General features: G+C 39.1%; 15 protein-coding genes. 4 read left to right on the plus strand and 11 right to left on the minus strand.

What is annotated here, in order from left to right; all coding sequences use genetic code 11:
* Window positions 1-404: 404 nt before the first annotated feature.
* Window positions 405-863 carry a hypothetical protein gene (locus tag HJP15_RS03350; protein WP_054204200.1) on the minus strand — a complete coding sequence of 153 codons (459 nt, stop codon included), beginning with the start codon at window positions 861-863 and terminating at the stop codon, window positions 405-407.
* A gap of 511 nt (window positions 864-1,374) precedes the next feature.
* Between HJP15_RS03350 and HJP15_RS03355 the strand changes: the two genes are divergently transcribed.
* Complete coding sequence (locus HJP15_RS03355; protein ID WP_054204201.1) at window positions 1,375-1,677, plus strand: hypothetical protein; 303 nt, start codon at window positions 1,375-1,377, stop codon at window positions 1,675-1,677.
* A 130-nt stretch (window positions 1,678-1,807) separates the two neighbouring features.
* On the opposite strand, the gene HJP15_RS22270 is transcribed toward HJP15_RS03355, so the two are convergent.
* The 3 genes from HJP15_RS22270 to HJP15_RS03365 all read right to left on the minus strand — a co-directional run bounded on the left by HJP15_RS22270 (window position 1,808) and on the right by HJP15_RS03365 (window position 3,230).
* Complete coding sequence (locus HJP15_RS22270) at window positions 1,808-1,990, minus strand: hypothetical protein (RefSeq protein WP_331458691.1); 183 nt, start codon at window positions 1,988-1,990, stop codon at window positions 1,808-1,810.
* Window positions 1,991-2,005: 15 nt separating this feature from the next.
* The gene (locus HJP15_RS03360; protein ID WP_331458692.1) at window positions 2,006-2,446 is read right to left on the minus strand and encodes a hypothetical protein; all 441 of its coding nucleotides are present in this window, start codon (window positions 2,444-2,446) and stop codon (window positions 2,006-2,008) included.
* Between the two features lie 88 nt (window positions 2,447-2,534).
* Complete coding sequence (locus HJP15_RS03365; protein WP_054204202.1) at window positions 2,535-3,230, minus strand: aspartate/glutamate racemase family protein; 696 nt, start codon at window positions 3,228-3,230, stop codon at window positions 2,535-2,537.
* Between the two features lie 575 nt (window positions 3,231-3,805).
* Here HJP15_RS03365 and HJP15_RS03370 point away from each other — a divergent pair.
* On the plus strand, window positions 3,806-4,219 hold the full coding sequence (locus HJP15_RS03370) for a hypothetical protein (RefSeq protein WP_054204203.1): 414 nt from the start codon (window positions 3,806-3,808) through the stop codon (window positions 4,217-4,219).
* A gap of 138 nt (window positions 4,220-4,357) precedes the next feature.
* On the opposite strand, the gene HJP15_RS03375 is transcribed toward HJP15_RS03370, so the two are convergent.
* A complete protein-coding gene (locus tag HJP15_RS03375; protein WP_054204204.1) occupies window positions 4,358-5,290 on the minus strand; it encodes an aq_1923 C-terminal domain in 933 nt (310 codons plus the stop codon).
* A gap of 100 nt (window positions 5,291-5,390) precedes the next feature.
* Window positions 5,391-6,776: a DNA repair protein RadA gene (gene radA, locus HJP15_RS03380; protein ID WP_054204205.1), complete on the minus strand. Its 1,386-nt coding sequence runs from the start codon at window positions 6,774-6,776 to the stop codon at window positions 5,391-5,393.
* Window positions 6,777-7,155: 379 nt separating this feature from the next.
* On the opposite strand from radA, the gene HJP15_RS03385 reads away from it, so the two are divergent.
* Window positions 7,156-9,642 carry a PilZ domain-containing protein gene (locus HJP15_RS03385; protein ID WP_170173076.1) on the plus strand — a complete coding sequence of 829 codons (2,487 nt, stop codon included), beginning with the start codon at window positions 7,156-7,158 and terminating at the stop codon, window positions 9,640-9,642.
* Here HJP15_RS03385 and serB read toward each other — a convergent pair.
* Window positions 9,626-10,648: a phosphoserine phosphatase SerB gene (gene serB, locus HJP15_RS03390; protein ID WP_054204207.1), complete on the minus strand. Its 1,023-nt coding sequence runs from the start codon at window positions 10,646-10,648 to the stop codon at window positions 9,626-9,628. The genes HJP15_RS03385 and serB overlap by 17 nt on opposite strands.
* Before the next feature lie 133 nt (window positions 10,649-10,781).
* On the opposite strand from serB, the gene HJP15_RS03395 reads away from it, so the two are divergent.
* Complete coding sequence (locus HJP15_RS03395) at window positions 10,782-11,402, plus strand: AhpA/YtjB family protein (RefSeq protein ID WP_054204208.1); 621 nt, start codon at window positions 10,782-10,784, stop codon at window positions 11,400-11,402.
* Here HJP15_RS03395 and HJP15_RS03400 read toward each other — a convergent pair.
* The 4 genes from HJP15_RS03400 to prfC all read right to left on the minus strand — a co-directional run bounded on the left by HJP15_RS03400 (window position 11,369) and on the right by prfC (window position 16,596).
* On the minus strand, window positions 11,369-12,142 hold the full coding sequence (locus HJP15_RS03400) for a TatD family hydrolase (RefSeq protein ID WP_170173077.1): 774 nt from the start codon (window positions 12,140-12,142) through the stop codon (window positions 11,369-11,371). The two genes, HJP15_RS03395 and HJP15_RS03400, sit on opposite strands and share 34 nt — an antisense overlap.
* Window positions 12,143-12,148: 6 nt before the next feature.
* Window positions 12,149-12,787 (minus strand): pyridoxamine 5'-phosphate oxidase, encoded by a 639-nt coding sequence (pdxH, locus tag HJP15_RS03405; protein ID WP_170173078.1) that lies wholly within the window; start codon window positions 12,785-12,787, stop codon window positions 12,149-12,151.
* Between the two features lie 428 nt (window positions 12,788-13,215).
* Complete coding sequence (gene argS / locus HJP15_RS03410) at window positions 13,216-14,958, minus strand: arginine--tRNA ligase (RefSeq protein WP_170173079.1); 1,743 nt, start codon at window positions 14,956-14,958, stop codon at window positions 13,216-13,218.
* A gap of 54 nt (window positions 14,959-15,012) precedes the next feature.
* Window positions 15,013-16,596 carry a peptide chain release factor 3 gene (gene prfC / locus HJP15_RS03415; RefSeq protein ID WP_054204212.1) on the minus strand — a complete coding sequence of 528 codons (1,584 nt, stop codon included), beginning with the start codon at window positions 16,594-16,596 and terminating at the stop codon, window positions 15,013-15,015.
* Between the last annotated feature and the right edge of the window lie 258 nt (window positions 16,597-16,854).

Genomic DNA, 16,854 nt, shown 5'->3' on the forward strand with positions numbered 1-16,854 from the left:
CTCAAAATGCGAGCGTCGTTGGAGTTAAAAGCGATTTAGGCAAGGCATTGATTGCAAATAATAGTGGTTCTATTGTTCAAATCAATAACGCAGTATAAATCGCTTTTAAACCAACCCTCTGGGCGTTTCACAGGCGCTTACTCTCTACGTTGTTACTTCTTAAAAGGGACGACCATTATTGCAAAGTAACGCCTTGATATTAAGCGCCTGTGGAACGCTGAATTCTGCATCTTGAGGTGGCTTGGGTATATAATGCCTCATATTTTCCATTTTCACCTCTCTTTTATATTCATGATGGAGTAAAAGCCGCCAATTCCCCGTCTATTAATTAATAGGCTTATCATAAAGAAATGCCGCAAAACAAGACCACTGTGAACACTAAAAACGAGCTACTTACATTTACGTTACCTTTTCTCTTTTGGATACTTAATCTTTTGAAATTGATTAAATAGCTCACATGAATTATTAACAATTTCGTAGCCATTATAAAAAGACATTGAATATTCCCTTGTAACATCCATAAACCCAATAAGTGGCCAGTGACCTTGGGCTGCTTTATTCAATGAGAGGTATTTACCTGTGAGGCCGATATGGCAATTATTAATTTTTAATACATCGAGATCAGATAAACCTCTAATACTGATTCTTTCTTTACCTCGACTAAAGCAAGAAGCCATATTTAGGCATAAAAAATTACCTTCTTCTGTTTTGAGGAAGTACCCAGCAACCTTAATTTCGACTTTATTATATTCATCTGGAGAACTTATTAAGTTGATAATACTGACATAAGGAGTGCTTATTTTCATGTCTGAAAAAACGTTGAAAGAAACAACCAATATGATAAAAAATATAACTATTTTCATTTAATAACCTTTCGCAATTGATACTTTTGAGTGATTAAAAAATGCCACTTCGCTATCAGAATGACAATTAAACCCAGTAACTTAAAAATAACGATTAGGGCTTGGCTTTTACCTAAGCATTTTATGTTCGAAGTACTTGAAACCTCAATGCTATTTTAAGCTTTTCAGGTACAACTTTACGAGGATCACTTCGATATATCTCCCTATGTATTTTGGATTGGCGCTAAATGCCTGCATTTTTTGCAAACTCTTCCATTTTTTAAAGCTGATTGGTTCGTCTTCAAAAATGCCTAAATGCAATATTTGAAAACCAAAGGGGTCAAACCCTGACTTCAGACATCATAATTATTAACCGTCTGCAATTTGATCTAAACCGTCATTCAGTTTATTATTTCACTCGATATTTGTATCAAAATAGGAACTCCCCTATCGCTGATACACTAACAAAAAACAAATTCAAAACGAGTGGTTCTACAGGTTCGTTAAACGTTAAAAAAAATGGTATCTCACTATGAGAAAAGAGTTTTTATTTAAAGTTAAAGGTCACACTATTAAAGTCGTTAATTCTTGGATGCGCGGCGTAAAATTATATGTTGACGGTGATTTACGTGATCACGATTTTAGCTTGTTCGCAAATGGTAAAATAGCACTCGTATGTGCAAACTTAGGTGATTATGGCGTGCTAGAAATTAATCCATTATCGTCGTTATTCTCTGTAGAAATTGATGCATTCCTAATTTTAAATAATTCACAACAACATGTTTACAGCTCACATAAACGCTTGAGTTTAACTGAACAAAGAACAGCGCAATAAACTTATGGCCGAGTTAGTGAAGGAATGACCTATAACATACACTTTGTTATTAGTGACAAGTGAGACTGGCCATTTATCTGCCGTAATAACTTAAAAACAACGATTAGGGCTTCGCTTTTACCTAAACATTTTATATTCGTTGCGCTTGAAACCTCAATACTGTTTTAAGTTTTTCAGGTGCAACTTTACGGGGATCACTCAGATATATCTCCCGATGTATTTTGGATTGCCGCCCAATGCCTGCATTTTTTGCAAACTCTTCCATTTTTTTAAAGCTGATTGATTCATCTTCAAAAATGCCTAAATGCAACATTTGTACGCAAAGACCTTAAGGCGAACGTTCAAAATTTAGCTGCGCTAATAATGGATTTTTCTTCTTTGCTTTTGCCACTTCAAGCATTTCTTTAAAGAAGTATTCATCCACAAAATCGGGTTGGCGTATCATCAATTTATATACAAAGTCGTCTTTGTTGATCTCACCGGTAAAGTTCGCTTTTGCAGCTTCATTAATGCCCCAAACGCCCTCCAGAGGATATACCGTAAAGTCATAATAACCCTTTGGTGTCACATCCATTTTCTTTAGTGTCATTTTTATCGTATAGACTAACGAATATAAAGCGCCAATTTTTTCAGTGAATATGCTTTTTGCCGGACTGCCTGTGCCTTCGATTGTAATAAACTTGAACTCAGGCACATCTATTATTTCAGGTTGATTTTTTGGAAGGTACAGCGCTTTCTCTTTTTTCCTCCATTCATATTTAGCTTGCATAAACATCCTCTTTTATACCTAAGCAGATTAAACGCTAAATATTAAGGCGTTCTAGCTAAGGGTCTCATTAAAATATCGATTAGCTTACCTATTCAGCCAATGCCAGCTCTACACCCAAAGTTGCATGTATTTGTGTTGTATCGTATAAGATAATATCTGTATCGCATTGCTGTACGAGCAAAGCTATTTCTGTGCAGCCAAGGATCACTGCTTGAGCACCTTCTCTAGCAAGCGCGTTAATAATATTTATGTATTTAACTTTAGATTGTGGGTTAATCGTTCCTTGGCACAATTCATTATAAATAACATCATGCACAATTTGTTGATCCGCTTTATTGGGCACAACCACATCAATTGCGAACTTATCGGTGATACGTCCTTTATAAAAGTCTTGCTCCATTGTAAACCGCGTACCTAACAACCCTACTTTACTAATATTATCACGCAATAAAAATTGCGCTGTTGCATCAACGATGTGCAAAATTGGAATCGATAGCTCTCGCTCAATATCAGGTGCCACTTTATGCATCGTATTGGTACAAATCATTAAAAAATCAGCGCCCGCTTGCTCGATTGATTTAGCTGCACTCGTCAATATTTTAGCTGTTTCTTGCCAATTACCTTCATGTTGAAGCTTTTCAATATCATCGAAATTAACACTGTGTAGAAAAATCTTAGCGCAATGCAAGCCACCAAGCCTAGCTTTAACGCCTTGATTAATTAATGTGTAGTAGCTTGAGGTTGACTCCCAACTCATTCCACCTAAAAGTCCAATCGTTTTCATTAATTTCACCAATTTTTATTATAAAACCTAATTAGTAGGCATTGCTCAGCTTTAAGCTAAGTATAGTCACAGGCTTTATTAAACGAAGAAGAAAGCACAAAAAATAAGGTTAACGGTCTTTATTTAAACGCCTTATCTTTTATATATGTGATAAAGCACTTACTCTTTCAAATCAATCGCATTTATAGTGCCCCTACATTTTGAACATAAAACCTAACACATATTCACTTTACCTCTAACATATCAGTACAAAAAACCAGCCAAAACCACAAGTAATTAACAAATTTATTCCCTATAAAAAACACACCTATCACAAGGCCTTCACCTAGCTATTTATGAAATCCAGGTTGTTTTAATCACGAGCCAAAATTCAATTTAAAACAATAAAATACAAAAACTTAAAGAAAACAAGGCAACATTGAAAACGTATTCACACCCGATTTTAATTAGCACATAATCAATACTAAAAAATGATGGTTCCACCCTCAAGAACCAATAAGAAGAACAAAAACCATTTACATTATGATACAAAAATGCAATAAATATAGAACTTTAATAAACAAGGAGATAAATGGATGAAAAAGTTAATTATTGCCACGGCTTTACTTTCACTAGGCTATAGCGGTTCGACTTTAGCTGCACATGTTGAATGTATGATAAACGGCACACCTACACAGCAAGAGTATTCAGTTGATCATTGTTCAAGCACAACAAATTCGCCTCGCCCAGGTGTTGCGTTTAGGTTTGTTAGTGATAGACCTATCCAGGAGGTTACTTGGAGTTACAGTGCATCTAACTCAGGGACTTGGCGATGCGGCACGTCATCATATTGTACATTTAATGAAAATGGCCGTTTTGGTGAGTTTTTAGCTGATGCTAATGCTTGTGTTACTAGGGTTTTATATACTGACGGTACTTGGGAAAATAGCAATTATTGTGCCTTCGGTATTTATAATAAGCCGTATTCTTCAATCCCATATTCTGAATAAAATAAACTTCGTTATGCGCTAATCTATCATAGGTATGCGTGGAGTTAAAAACGAGCATTTTAATTTAGAAATTAAATATTAAAAAAAGCGCGAGATATACTCGCGCTTACAACTTACAGCTTTTTATAACTCTGCGATCTATTCACCTTTCGCTTTTAAATTTATAAACTCTGCTAGCTCGTTTGGTTGGCCCATCAAAGTAAATATTTGCTGATTAATCTCTGTCATTGTTTGCCCTGCGGGTAAACTGGCTGACACTGTTAATGAACCTAAACCTTGTGTGAAGTCTCTAATTGCCTGTGCAAGCTCGTCACTAACAGGGGCTTGCTGTAGCTGCATTTCAACCATTTGCTGCATTTGTTCTAGCGTCATGCCTTGCTTGCTTAATACTTGTTCAATAAGGGCTTTAAACTCGCCTTCGTTATTAAGTTTAATTTCAATACTACGAGGCTCAAGTTCTGAGATAGCTTGCATTAATAAAGTTTGTTGCTGTAATTGCTGCTCAAGCGGCAACGCCTGTGTGCCTTGCGCTTGTTGCATTTTACCCATTGCTAGTGAAGCTTCCATTAGTGCTTTTGATTTAGCTAAACCTAGATCAAAGTTAAGCGCAACAATCTGGTTTGCGTTGAGCGAAAAAGCAATATCGCTGTCGCCAGAGTTTTCGTCGTAGTTCATTAGCGTGTGTAAATCGTAACTTGCTGAGGCAAGTTGGTTATTTGCATCATTTGGTAGTTGCGCTACAAACGCATCACTAAATTTAAAGCCTTTTAATGACAGCTCTGTACGCGGTGCTATTTTATCAACCTCGTAACCTGCAACTGTAATACTGCTTATTTGCGCAATACTTTCGTTATCAAAACCTTTGATTTCAACACCTGATAATTCAACACTTTGTGAAAACACACTTGCTGATAATGTTTCATAGGTTGCAGTTGAACCTGTTTGCTTAGCTAATAAAGCAAGCTGACGATCTACTTCTGTTTTTACTTCTTTGGTAAGCGCATAGTTTGCGTAGCTTGCACCACCCACAGCTAGTGCAACAACAGCTGCAACAATCGCTAATTTTTTCATTTTATTTCCTTATTACTGTTCTTTTTAATCATTAATTTGTGCTTACAATAGCATTTATAAGTAAGCTGACGTTATTGGTAATTGTAACAAAAATACCCTCTTAATTTATTAAACTAAGTAATTCGTGCACTGTTTTTACTGGCGTTATTTTAGCGCCCAGCCCTTCCATTGATTTATGGTAATTGCGAAATGGAATAAATATTTCGGTAAAACCATGCTGGGCAGCTTCTTTAACGCGGGGCACGCCACTGTCTATTGGGCGTACATCACCATTTAAACTCAGCTCGCCCATTATGCAAGTGGTACGCGGCACAACAAACTCATTTAAGCTGCTGAGTAATGCTGTTACTAGCGCTAAATCAATACAGGTTTCTGTTTCATCGATGCGTAGGCCACCAACAATGTTAAAAAACGTATCGTGAAATATCTTTGTTTTAGTGTGCTTACGTAAAATACCGGTCAGCATTTTAATCCGATTCATATTCAAACCAACACATACTCGCTGTGGAAACTCGGCCTCTGTTTCAGTAGTTAAGCATTGTATTTCGAGTAACAGATTACGATTGCCTTTACGGATACAGGTGATCGTTGAACCAGGGGAGTCAGTGCTGGAACCTGATAAAAATATTTCACTAGGGTTATCAACGCTCAACATGCCGCGTTCGCACATTCTAAAAATACCCACGGTATCAATGTCGCCAAAACGGTTTTTATTCGCGCGCAAGGTGCGTATTTGACCATCGTTTGTGTCTATATGCAGTAATGCATCAACAATGTGAACTAGTGTTTGCGGGCCTGCAATTTCGTTATTTTTATTAACGTGGGCAATGATAAACATAGTAACGTCGTTTTGCTTGCAGTATTGCGTTAACGCTTGGGCGGCACTTTTTACTTGTGATGGAGAACCCGGGCTGCCATTTGCGTTATCGGTCACAACCGCTTGAATTGAGTCGATAACAGCAAACTTAATCTTATTTTTTTCAAGCTCTTCGATAATGGTTTCAACACTGGTTTCTGATAATAAGTACAGTTCATCAGGGTTGTAATCAAGCTTTAAGCGGTTAACACGATTTTTAAACTGTGACAGTGACTCTTCTGCGGTACAGTATAGCGAAGGCATGCGCTGTGACATGCGCGCAACTAAGTCAGATAATAATGTTGTTTTACCAGCCCCAGGGTCGCCAGAGATAATATTTACAGAACCGGTGGTAACACCACCCGATAACACACGATCAAGCTCGCCAATACCGGTAAGTTGTTTTTCGGCCTCTGTGGTTGTTATGTCATTAATTTTTTTAGAGCCACCACCAACACCACCAGCGTAACCACCCACAACTGCTCGTGTAGCTGCTTTTTTACTTTGCCCCGCAGAGGGTTTGAATTCAGCTAAGGTATTCCATGCCCCACAACGGCATTGCCCCTGCCAACGCTGGTAATTCATACCGCACTCGGTACAAACAAATTCTATTTTTGCCGCTTTTGCCATTTACAGTGCCTACTTTGCTAACTTTTTGCTCATTCTCCCTAAGCATATTGAGTAAACTCATTTATGATTAGGTGCTTATTTTACTATTTCGTTGCCTTAACATCGAACATTGCCCTTGCCAATAGCGCAATTCAGCGCCACAATCGGAGTATAATTAAAGCTATTTTGTTACTTTTGCTTTAGGGCACGCTTTTTGCTTTAGTATTTTGTTACTAAAGCAATTGGAAGTAACAGTCATTAATTTGGCAATCTCATAATAATAAAAACTTAAAGATGGATACTCGCTACACTTAAATTGTCGTAATAATGCATTAAGATAAACGTATTTATAACGCAATAGTATACCAACTTTTTAGAATAGACGGTGATGGTTTTATAAATGACTGATGACATACTATTTAAATATGAAAGTTTAGTTGATGAACTTAAATCATATTTAGGTAACTCCAAATTTGACTCGATCTTTAAATCGAAAACCGCGGGCTTAACCAAGCCTGAGCAATTTTTGATCAAGATGGAAATGTCTCGCCTTTCGCAACCAATCGCCCGGTTTATTGATTTACGAGGCCAAGTAACAGGCCAAGTAAAACCTTTTGAATATGAAGGTAAACAGCACTTTATGGATGAAACAGCCATAGAAGTGTTTGAAAAAGCAATTGAACGACATGGTGGTTATACGCTTGCTGTTTATGAAGCCGTAATGAATACTGATAATAACCATCGGGTGATGCAAAAAAAAGCGGCACAATTAGCCCAGCAGCCTGAGCATCAAGAAGAGCAGAACTTTGATTGTCAGGTTATCAAGTTTGCATCCTATGAGAGCCGCCGCGAAGAGCGGATGAATTACTCAATTAAAATCACTGTTGAGCTTGAAAAAAGCAATACGGTTGCGGCCACGACGTCTGATATATCGTTAAGCGGCGCCAAAATAAAACTCGCACCTCGCTACCATGTCAAACGAGGACAAATACTTGGCTTACGGCTAGTTGGTCTTGAGCAAGATTTTGAACTTGGTTTAAAAAATGGTATTCAATACGAAGTTGTTGCCGTTGAAAAAGTTTCTGCTGACTTTAACCATATTCGCCTAAAAAGAACATTTGTTGAAAATAATGAAAAGTTTGATGGATTCTTAGAAAGCTTTATCCATGGAAATAAACGCCGCTATAAAGTAAATTTAGATAACACTTTAGATGCTGTTGTATCTAAAGGTTATGAGCAATATTATATTCCCCGTGTTACTTCTTTATTTACTTTCTTCAGCCAGCATGATGATAAAATATACCCGAGTTTAGTGCTTACCACTGAAAATAATATTTTTATCCAGCGCTATTTCTGCGATGAGCGAAAACTATCTTGTTTATACACAATATTAAATCAACAACGGATAAACTTATTACTGAGTGACCCATCTCCAGTAAAAGAAGAATATTTATATACGTTTACCCATGTTGTTGGCGGTAAAGTTTATTATTATTCAGCAACCCGCTCAGAGCTTGCCACTGAACCTGAATTAAAACAGCTGTTCTTTGGTTTTGGCAGTCAAAAAGAAAGCTGGCAATGCTTTAAAGTACAGCTGATGCCCAGTCATCCCGATGATTCATTTATCCCTTTAAGTTTGCCAAATACCGCTGGCAAAGACATCGAAAAATTAAATAAGCCCCCCACTCCTCGCGTGCAAGGGATGGTGAAAGACGTTAAGTACTTAGTGATTTTAACGTCTGTAGGGACTAAAACTGAACAAACGCATTATCAAACTTTTAGTTATGACAAAAGCTTGGTAAATCAGTTAAAGCGCTTTGGTCATGGTAAGCATAAAGCGCCGCCAAAGCTCGAAACCGTTGATTTAGAATATGTAAATTTACGCGCACATAAGCGCTACCTTTATAAAACAGATATCTTGATCACTTTGCCTGATGAGCAAGTTTATACAGCGCATAGTCGCGATTTTTCGGTCATGGGACTACAGATTGAGTGCCAGCAACCCGTTAGCTTTAATAAAGGTGATGTTGTTGAATTAAGCATGCCTGAGCTGCAAAAGATCACTAAAAAATACCAACTTTCAGCATTGAAATATGAAGTTATGGCTGTAAGTAAGTCGCTTACTACAATTAATTTAAAAGCAACGCGGATAGCTGATTTACCGCATATGGGTGTAAAGTTTTTCACGCAGTTAATTGAAAATAATAAAGATAAGCTAAAAGTATCTGAAGAAGCGCCAAAAATTCCAGGTTTGTCTACAGCGCTTAGAAACATGGTCACTAAAAGTGTATGCCAATTCCCATTTTATTTGCATAAAGAAGCCGCGCACTTCAAAACAGGGGCAATTGGTCATGGGCTATACCCAAGCTCACTGCATACTATTTTACAAAATTACGGTTTGCTTAATGACACCACAACAATTGATCCCTTTTTATCAACAGAGCAAATTACCGATATTATTACTCCGTTAATTAAAGATCGTAGTCGCCAAGATCCCCCGCTACAATTTACGCTGTTTATTCGCTTTGATCCTAAAAAATCGACACTTCAAGAAGCCGTTAAAAGCCAGTGTGTTGCTGATGATAACTTTTCACCTTTGCACTTATTTTTAAAGAAAGGCTTAAAATCTGAATTAGTATTCGTTATGCGTTTATATATTTCTCGCACTGGCCGCCCTGATACAGATTACTTATCAAACGAGCTTAAATACGTGAGCCAATATGCGCTTCATAAAGCTAAAGATCTTGAGGAAGCGCTATGGTCAGTTGCAGGTGTTGGCGACATGGTAGATGTAACTGATGAAACGCTCAGCCACTTGGATTTTACAGCTGAGCTAATAGAGCAAATGAATAAGCGCAAACAAATTTGGCTTAAGCGTTTAACTTAAGCTCAGGGATCGTCAAAAGGTATAATATTTGTAATAGCGATCCTTGGCAAATTGCAGCTTGAGCTTGCTCAACCACCTTTGGCTTACCATGTACTGCTACACCTAAACCTGCCGCAGCCATCATGGTTAAGTCATTCGCGCCATCGCCAATGGCAACCGTTTGCTGTACAGGCAAATTTAATTGCTGTTGTAGTTTAGTCAACACCACCGCTTTTTGCTGTGCATCAACAATAGTTCCAAGTACTTTGCCGGTGAGCTGATTATCTTTAAACTCCAATACGTTGGCATGCACTTCATCCAAATCAAGTATGCTTTGTACTTGCTCTGCAAAAGGCACAAAACCACCAGAGGCAATTGCTAAATACCAGTTATGTTGTTTTAGCACTTTGCATAGCGCTTGAATGCCGGGCATTAAAGGTAAATTATTTTTAAGTTCATCAATTAAGCTTTGTTTAATACCTGTAAGTTTGGCAACGCGCTGATGTAAGCTTTCGCTAAAATCTAACTTTCCAGCCATTGCTTGCGCTGTTACCGCCGCAACATCATCGTACACATTTGCAAGGCGCGCTATTTCATCAATGCATTCAATAGTAATAGCAGTTGAATCCATATCCATAACCAATAAACCAGGCTGTATTAAGCTAGGTGGCTTGCTAACTTGTACTAGCTGAAAACCTAACGGATGAGCAAACTCATTTAATAACAACGGATTAATGGTCAATTGGCTTTTATCACTATAAAAGCACCATGCAGGCGTTAATTTTTGATCAGGCTGGTAACGACATACAGCACTAACAATAAAGCCATGTTGAGTTAAGAAAGCCGCAATACTAACGAGCTTTTGCCCATCAAAATTACCTGCAAAGGCGATACTGAATGTTCCCTGTGAATTAATCACTGCGCTGGTTTGTTCTACTAACGCACCCTGATCGCGATACCATTGTCCTAACGAAAACTGCATTGCCACTTGCTCAGATGTTAGGGTCGCAAAGCGCTCCAATGTCATGATGACTCCATAATGATACTAATGTCTCAACTGCGACTTAAGAGTAAATTCGCCATTGAGGGGGATTTAAGGTTATAGTTAGGCTTAGTTGTAACATCAAAAGCAAAAGCTGTCAGCAGCGCAAGCGGTGACTATGAAAAATAACCATCTTAAAAACCCTATTTCTGCATCTCAAAGGCAACGCTTAGTTCGTTTGAGTCTGGCTGCTGCATGTTTTTTACTGTTGAGCTGGGTTGCAATAAATAGTAGTTTTCAAAGCCATCAGTTACTTTATGACAGTGCCGACAGTACCGCTAAAAGCTTAACTCGCTTCATGGCGCTTAATGCAAAAACCCCATTACTTGAAAAAAATAAACCCGCACTAAACGCGCTTTGCAATAATATTAGTAAGGACGAATTTGTGCTTGCGGCAATGATTTATGATCACCAAGGAGTGCTTATTGCAAACAGCGCTAATTGGCAAACGCATCATTTATTAGGTAAATTACCAGATTCCACTCCCGGTATAAGTAAACTTAAAACCCCCTTTGTTGAACCAGTTATTAGCGATGATGACCGCCCCCTTGGCTTTGTATCCATTACGTATTTAACGCGATCATCGATAGCACAAAGCCACAGCCACTTTCATGACTTAGGCCGCCAAGTATTATTGATGCTGGTTATAACCTGTATTTTTACATGGCAACTAGGGCGCGGTTTAAAACGTTGGCAGGTTAATCGTTATATTCGAAAAAGTGCTGAGCACGAGTCATAAAGGCGTTGTTTTAGATCATTCCTATTTAATGATGTGACTTGTTTTAACTGACAAAGCTTATCAAACACTAATGGTAATTGCAGTGGTGTATTGTGCTGCCCCTGAAAGCCCGCAAGCGGCATTGATGGTGCATCCGTTTCAAGTAATAAATGCTCTGGCGCTATTTGAGCAATAACGTGACGTGTTTTTTGCGCGCGCTCATACGTAATTACCCCGCCTACCCCAAGTTTAAAGCCCAACTTAATGTATGAATTTGCTTGTTGTAATGAGCCTGAAAAAGCATGAATAACACCACCGTATTTAGGCTTACAGCGCTTAAATGATTGCGCAATTAAATCATGACTTTGCCGATGATGTACAATCAGTGGGAGTTCCAGTTGATTAGCAAGTTCAATTTGATATTCAAATATTTGTGTTTGCTTTGCTATATTTTCGATACTACGATCGATCCCACATTCACCAATAGCGACTAACTGATCTTTATGCTTGTGAGCCAGTTTGTTAAGTTCATCTAAATGCTCATCACGGTGTTCAGCCATAAAATAAGGGTGCAAACCAATGGCAATGTATACGCTCGGGTATTGTTTAGCAAAAGAGGTGAGTGAATAAGATTGTGCCAAGCTAACACCCGGCACAATAAAATGATTAATTCCCAGTTCTAAACTTTGCCGAATGAGTTGTTCGCGCGTGGCGTCAAATTCAGCAAAATCTAAGTGGCAGTGGGAATCAATAAACGCCATAACTGGTTATGGGTTTAAACGCGTTACTTGCCAGCTGTTGTCAGCTTGGCGTTGATACATAAAGCGATCGTGCAAGCGATGCGCCCCGCCTTGCCAAAACTCTATTTTAGTTGGCACAACACAGTATCCGCCCCAAAAATCAGGTAAAGGGATCTGACCTTTCGCAAATTTATTTTTCATATTCGCAAAGGTTTCCATTAATACTTTTCGTGATGACACAGGCCGACTTTGTGCAGACGCCCATGCAGCAAGCTGACTCTCTTTAGGGCGTGATAAAAAGTACTTGGCAACCGCTGCGGTTGGCAATGGTTTAGCTTCACCGTATACAATCACTTGGCGTTCCATGGTGTGCCACGGGAAATGCAATGATATTTTGTTATTACCTTTTAGCTCTTGTGCTTTACGTGAGCCGGTATTGGTAAAAAATACAAAACCGTCATCATCAAGATGCTTTAACAATACAATGCGTTGCGATGGTTGCCCTGTTTCATCAACCGTCGCCACGACCATAGCTGTAGGATCTGATAAATTAGCCGTTACAGCATTATCGAGCCACTTTTCAAACTGCTTAAATGGGCAATCAAGCAAGTTGTCTTCGCTAAGCGCATCTTGCAGGTATTCACGACGAATATCTTCGAGTTTCATATCAAATCCTTCTTTATCAGCTATCAGCTATCAGCTATCAGCTATCAGCTATCAGCTATCAGCTATCAGCTATCAGCTATCAGCTATCAGCTACAAAATTAAGCAATTGCAGCTCAGTGTCAAGCTACACCTAGCACCTAGCACCTAGCACCTAGCACCTAGCACCTAGCACCTAAAATTATCTGCAAGTGTAGGAGCGCTAGCAAGGCAATGAGTTTATTTATGCCAAGGAGCATACGTATTTTGTATGTGACTTAGCATTTTTGGGTTTCGTAACACTCAACCCAACCTACAAGCAGCAGAATCCACCTAAGTAATTTAGCCTAAAACAAGGCGGACATTCGATTGAGCCCTATGAGCATACGTGTTGTATGTAATTAGGGTCAATCGAGTGGACAACGCAGTATTAGGTTAAAATACGACGGTGGTTACATTTGCTCCATGACTTCAATGCCTAACAGATCCAACCCTGTACGCAGTGTATCTGCCACTAAATTACACAACACTAAACGGCTGTCGCGTACACTTGGCTCTACACCTTCTTTAAGTACTGAGCAGGCTTCGTAGAATGTCATGTATAGGCTAGCAAGTTCGTATAAGTAACTACACAATACGTGCGGTGTTGCCTCATTGATCATTTGATCAAGCACTTCTTCTAATTGTAGCAATTTAAGTGCTAGAGCTTTTTCTTGTTGCTCAACAATGACTATTTCAGCATTTAGGTTTGCAGCATCTACACCTGATTTACGGAAAATGCTACGTACGCGAGTATAAGCGTATTGTAAGTAAGGTGCAGTTGCGCCTTCAAAGCTGAGCATGGTATCCCAGTTGAAAATATAATCACTGGTACGATTTTTAGATAAATCAGCGTATTTAACTGCGCCAATACCAACTTTACGGGCAATTTCACTGCGCTCAGCGTCGCTTAAATCTGATTCACGCTCAGCAAGTTTTGCTGTTGCACGAACAATTGATTCTTCAAGTAAATCGGCTAATTTTACTGTGCCACCAGTACGGGTTTTAAATGGTTTGCCATCTTCACCCATCATGGTGCCGAAAGGGCAAAATTCGTAGCTAGTCTCATCACGAAGTAAACCGGCTTTGCGTGCTGTAAGCTCTACTTGATTAAAGTGTAAGCTTTGGCGTGCATCAACAAAAATTAGGATACGTGCTGCACCCAACTTGTTTGAACGGTAATCACAAGCTGCTAAATCGGTGGTTGCGTATAAGAAACCGCCACCTGATTTTTGTACGATAAATACAGATGGCTCACCATCTTTATTTGCCAGCTCATCTAAAAAAACTACCTGTGCGCCTTGTGACTCAACCGCAATATTTTTATCTTTTAATAACGCAATAATGTTATTAAGCTCACTGTTATAAGCGCTTTCAGCCATTATATCGTCTGGCGTAAGCGTTACATTTAAGCGTTTATAAACTTCTTCAGAATGCTTTACAGATGTTGCGATAAACAGCTTCCACAGTTTTTCACAATGAGCGTCGCCGCCTTGTAGTTTTACTACGTAGTCACGGGCTTTATCAGCAAAACCTTCTTCGTCGTCAAAACGCTTTTTAGCATCGCGATAGAAAGTTTCTAAATCAGCTAACGCAACAGTATCAAGATCAACACCTTGGCTTATTTGATCTTCTAAATGCGCAATCAACATACCAAACTGCGTACCCCAATCGCCCATGTGATTTTGGCGAATAACAGTGTCACCACGAAACTCAAGCGCACGTACTACTGCATCACCAATGATCGTTGAACGTAAATGCCCTACGTGCATTTCTTTAGCTAAGTTAGGAGATGAGTAATCAACCACAACTTTTTGTGGCTGTGCATGCTCTGCAACAGCCAGTTTTTCATCTTGATTTGCCGCTTTTAAACTTTGCGCTAAAAACTCAGGCTTTAAGTGAATATTAATAAAACCAGGACCCGCGATCTCCGTTTTTTCTGCAATATCACTTACATCTAAATGATCTATTATTTTTTGTGCAAGCTCGCGCGGGTTGCTTTTCATTTTTTTAGCTGCGCCCATTGCACCATTGATTTGGTAATCACCAAATTGTGGGCGAGTGCTTTGTGTGACTGCAGGGTTGGTATCTGCAGGTAAGCCTGCCCCCGTCATTGCCGCGATGGCTTTTTCAATCAATAGCGTACGAATGTTCATGTAATTTATTACCTTTACCAGCCCGCTATTGCAGGCTTTAAATTGAATTTTTGTTTAGTTTTCACGCGTGTGGTTAAACGTCACTTCTGGGTAGCGTTCAGTCGATAAGTTAAGATTTACACGACTTGGGGCAATGTAAGTTAAATTATCGCCACCATCTAGCGCTAGGTTGCTTTCACATTTACGCTTAAAGTCTTCAAACTTTTTAACATCATCACAACTCACCCAACGAGCCGTATTTACATTAACACTTTCGTAAATAGCATCAACGTTGTATTCGGCTTTTAAACGCGCTACTACTACATCAAACTGCAATATACCTACAGCACCAACAATTAAATCGTTATTAATGAGTGGTCTAAATACTTGTACTGCACCTTCTTCAGATAGCTGCACTAAGCCTTTTAATAATTGCTTTTGCTTTAATGGATCGCGCAGACGAATACGACGGAATAACTCAGGTGCAAAGTTTGGTATACCAGTAAATTTAAGTTTTTCACCTTGTGTGAAAGTATCACCAATTTGAATCGTACCGTGGTTATGTAGGCCAATGATGTCACCAGCGTAGGCGTCAGCTGCACGCTCACGGTCACCTGCCATAAAAGTTACGGCATCTGAAATGCTTACTTGCTTACCTATACGCACATGATTCATTTTCATGCCTTGGCTGTATTTACCCGATACAATACGCATGAATGCAATACGGTCGCGGTGTTTTGGATCCATGTTTGCTTGAATTTTAAATACAAAACCTGTGAAGTTTTCTTCACTTGCAACAACTGTGCGGTCTTCCGTTTCGCGCGGCAATGGCGTTGGTGCCCATTCAGTCAGACCTGTCAAAACATGATCAACACCAAAGTTACCAAGTGCTGTACCAAAATACACAGGTGATAATTCACCGGCTAAGAAAAGATCTAAATCAAACTCATTTGATGCACCAATCACAAGCTCAAGTTCATCGCGCAATTGCGCAGCTAACTCTTCACCAATTGCATCATCAAGTTCAGGGTTATCTAGCCCTTTAATACTGCGCACTTCTTGAATCATATGACCTTGCCCTGTTTTATATAACAAGGTTTCGCCGCGATGAATATGATAAACACCTTTAAACTCTTTACCGCAGCCAATCGGCCATGTAATAGGTGCACACGCAATATTTAGCTCTGTTTCAACTTCATCAAGTAACTCCATAGGATCACGGATGTCGCGGTCACATTTATTCATAAAGGTAACAATTGGCGTGGTACGAAGGCGTGTTACTTCCATTAATTTACGAGTTCGGGCTTCAACACCTTTAGCTGCATCGATAACCATTAAACATGAATCCACAGCCGTTAAGGTACGATAAGTATCTTCAGAGAAGTCTTCGTGCCCTGGGGTATCAAGTAAATTAACAAGTGCTTTATTAAACGGAAATTGCATTACAGAAGTGGTTACAGAGATACCACGCTCTTTTTCCATCTCCATCCAGTCAGATTTAGCATGTTGATTTGAACCGCGACCCTTTACCGTACCGGCTTTTTGAATTGCTTGTCCGAACAACAACACTTTTTCAGTGATGGTCGTTTTACCCGCATCTGGATGCGAGATGATTGCGAACGTACGTCGCGTATTGATTTCGTTTAATAAATTAGACATGTAAGCCGCTTTAAGTCAGAACAAGGCGCAACTAAAAACAAACCTAAGCAAAGGTCTTTTTTGCGCACTGTAAATATAAAATAGAATTACCCACATTATACCTTGTTTACCTTAGCCAAAAAAGCAACGATTGTAAGTAATTAGCTGATAACTTTGTTTCAAATTGCACCAAGCACGTAGGTGCAGTCAACGCGCTAAACTTGTGTAATTTTACACTAGCGCATACTATTGATGGATTACATGGAGGATATTTTGTTT

The organism is Pseudoalteromonas sp. NEC-BIFX-2020_002 (assembly GCF_013002825.1).
GTDB classification, from domain to species: Bacteria; Pseudomonadota; Gammaproteobacteria; order Enterobacterales; family Alteromonadaceae; genus Pseudoalteromonas; species Pseudoalteromonas neustonica.

Excerpts from the sequence above, each read along its gene's own strand:
- HJP15_RS03350 (WP_054204200.1), bottom strand. The coding sequence starts at position 863 with ATGAAAATAGTTATATTTTTTATCATATTGGTTGTTTCTTTCAACGTT.
- HJP15_RS03355 (WP_054204201.1), top strand. The coding sequence starts at position 1,375 with ATGAGAAAAGAGTTTTTATTTAAAGTTAAAGGTCACACTATTAAAGTC.
- HJP15_RS22270 (WP_331458691.1), bottom strand. The coding sequence starts at position 1,990 with ATGTTGCATTTAGGCATTTTTGAAGATGAATCAATCAGCTTTAAAAAA.
- HJP15_RS03360 (WP_331458692.1), bottom strand. The coding sequence starts at position 2,446 with ATGCAAGCTAAATATGAATGGAGGAAAAAAGAGAAAGCGCTGTACCTT.
- HJP15_RS03365 (WP_054204202.1), bottom strand. The coding sequence starts at position 3,230 with ATGAAAACGATTGGACTTTTAGGTGGAATGAGTTGGGAGTCAACCTCA.
- HJP15_RS03370 (WP_054204203.1), top strand. The coding sequence starts at position 3,806 with ATGAAAAAGTTAATTATTGCCACGGCTTTACTTTCACTAGGCTATAGC.
- HJP15_RS03375 (WP_054204204.1), bottom strand. The coding sequence starts at position 5,290 with ATGAAAAAATTAGCGATTGTTGCAGCTGTTGTTGCACTAGCTGTGGGT.
- radA (WP_054204205.1), bottom strand. The coding sequence starts at position 6,776 with ATGGCAAAAGCGGCAAAAATAGAATTTGTTTGTACCGAGTGCGGTATG.
- HJP15_RS03385 (WP_170173076.1), top strand. The coding sequence starts at position 7,156 with ATGACTGATGACATACTATTTAAATATGAAAGTTTAGTTGATGAACTT.
- serB (WP_054204207.1), bottom strand. The coding sequence starts at position 10,648 with ATGACATTGGAGCGCTTTGCGACCCTAACATCTGAGCAAGTGGCAATG.
- HJP15_RS03395 (WP_054204208.1), top strand. The coding sequence starts at position 10,782 with ATGAAAAATAACCATCTTAAAAACCCTATTTCTGCATCTCAAAGGCAA.
- HJP15_RS03400 (WP_170173077.1), bottom strand. The coding sequence starts at position 12,142 with ATGGCGTTTATTGATTCCCACTGCCACTTAGATTTTGCTGAATTTGAC.
- pdxH (WP_170173078.1), bottom strand. The coding sequence starts at position 12,787 with ATGAAACTCGAAGATATTCGTCGTGAATACCTGCAAGATGCGCTTAGC.
- argS (WP_170173079.1), bottom strand. The coding sequence starts at position 14,958 with ATGAACATTCGTACGCTATTGATTGAAAAAGCCATCGCGGCAATGACG.
- prfC (WP_054204212.1), bottom strand. The coding sequence starts at position 16,596 with ATGTCTAATTTATTAAACGAAATCAATACGCGACGTACGTTCGCAATC.